Below are 1,686 nucleotides of genomic sequence, written 5' to 3'. Positions count from 1 at the left end.
CAAGGCAGGTGAGCATGGTCAGCACCAGCGACAGGAATAGATTGTTCTCGCCGATGGAGATGATCCAGCCGATGAAGGTCGAAGCGATGCCGGTCAGCGTCAGCGTGCCGATGACGATGCCGACGATGGCGCAGGCGATGCCGACCGGCAGCGCGTTCTTGGCGCCTTCGGCAAGCGAGTCGACGCAGATGCGCAGCGTCTCGCGGCCGCCTTTGAAGGTGATGCAGGCGACGACGAGCGCCCCGATGACGAGGCCGAGACTATTGACGCCGAAGCGCATGAAGGAGGCGGCGGCAAGCCCGAGCGCCAGCCAGAAGACGACGCGGAACGCAAATGGCCCGATCAGCGCCGCCAGCGGCGCGCCGAGGATCAGCACGATGGTCAGCGCCAGGCCCATGGTGCCGGCGAAGATCGGCGTATAGCCGGCAAACAGGAGATAGACGAGCACGGCAAGCGGCAGCACCAGCGGCCAGTGCTGCCGCACCGCGTCCCAGGGATTGGGCAGGTCGCCCTTGGCCATGCCGTGCAAGCCGGCTTTGCCAGCCTCCAGATGCACCTGCCAGAAGCAGGCGCCGAAATAGAGCAGCGCCGGGATGATCGCCGCCTTCACCACCTCGGCATAGGCGATGTTCAGCGTCTCGGCCATGATGAAGGCGACCGCGCCCATCACCGGCGGCATGATCTGGCCGCCCATCGAGGAGGTCGCCTCGACGGCGCCGGCAAAGGCCGCGCGGAAGCCGAAGCGTTTCATCAGCGGAATGGTGAACTGGCCGCTGGCCACCACATTGGCAACGCCCGAACCGGAGATGGTGCCCATCAACGCCGAGGAGAGCACACAGACCTGGGCCGGGCCGCCGCGCCAGGAGCCGACCAGGCCAAGCGCGAAATCGTTGAACAGCGCGATCATGCCGGCGCGCTCGAGGAAGGCAGCGAAGACGACGAAGATGAAGATATAAGCGGCCGAAACATAGACCGGCGTGCCGTATATGCCTTCGGTGCCATAGGCGAAGGTGTCGACGAGCTGCGCAAAATCATAGCCGCGATGGATGAAGGGCGGCGGCAAGTGATTGCCGACGAAGCAATAGGCGAGGAAGATGAAGGCGATGATTGCGAGCGGCAGCCCCATCAGCCGCCGTGCCGCTTCGAAGACCAGCACCACCAGCACGGTGCCGACGATCAGGTCCGGCGTGGTGAGGAAGCCGGAACGGCGAATGAGATCGGTATAGAACACCCAGTTGTAGAGGCCGGTGCCGAAGCCCAGCACACCGAGCGTCCAGAATGCGGTTTTCGCCGGCATGCTCTGGGCGCGCAGATTGGCGATCAGGCCGAAGCCGAGCAGCAGCAGGAAGCCGACATGCATGGCCCGCACCACCTGGCTGGGCAGGCTGCCATAGGCGGCGATGTAGATCTGAAAGGCGGAAAAGGCGACGGCAATCAGGAAGGCCGCCTTGCCGGCGATGCCTTCGCCGAAGCCCGGCGGCAGGCCTTCGATAGGCTCTTCGACGGTCGGAGAAAGAACGGTGGGGGTTTTGGTCATTGGCGGGTTCCTGGGGATGCCCTCCCCCTTGAGGGGAGGGTGCCGAGCGAAGCGAGGCGGGTGGGGTCCTCTCGCGTCGAGCACTGCCGCGGCGACCCCACCCGTCCATCCGCCTCCGGCGGCTGTCCACCCTCCCCTCAAGGGGGAGG

1 protein-coding gene is annotated in these 1,686 nt (G+C 65.5%); it reads right to left on the bottom strand.

The window, feature by feature from the left end; translation table 11 throughout:
- Nucleotides 1-1,537, bottom strand: a 1,537-nt coding sequence (locus EOA29_RS35555; protein WP_127222331.1) for a TRAP transporter fused permease subunit, incomplete at its 3' end; no start/stop codon positions are given.
- Nucleotides 1,538-1,686 lie beyond the last annotated feature (149 nt).

The organism is Mesorhizobium sp. M1E.F.Ca.ET.063.01.1.1, from assembly GCF_003998155.1.
Classification (GTDB): Bacteria; Pseudomonadota; Alphaproteobacteria; order Rhizobiales; family Rhizobiaceae; genus Mesorhizobium.
Note: the sequence above shows the minus strand (reverse complement) of the source record. Positions and strands in the feature narration are given on the sequence as shown.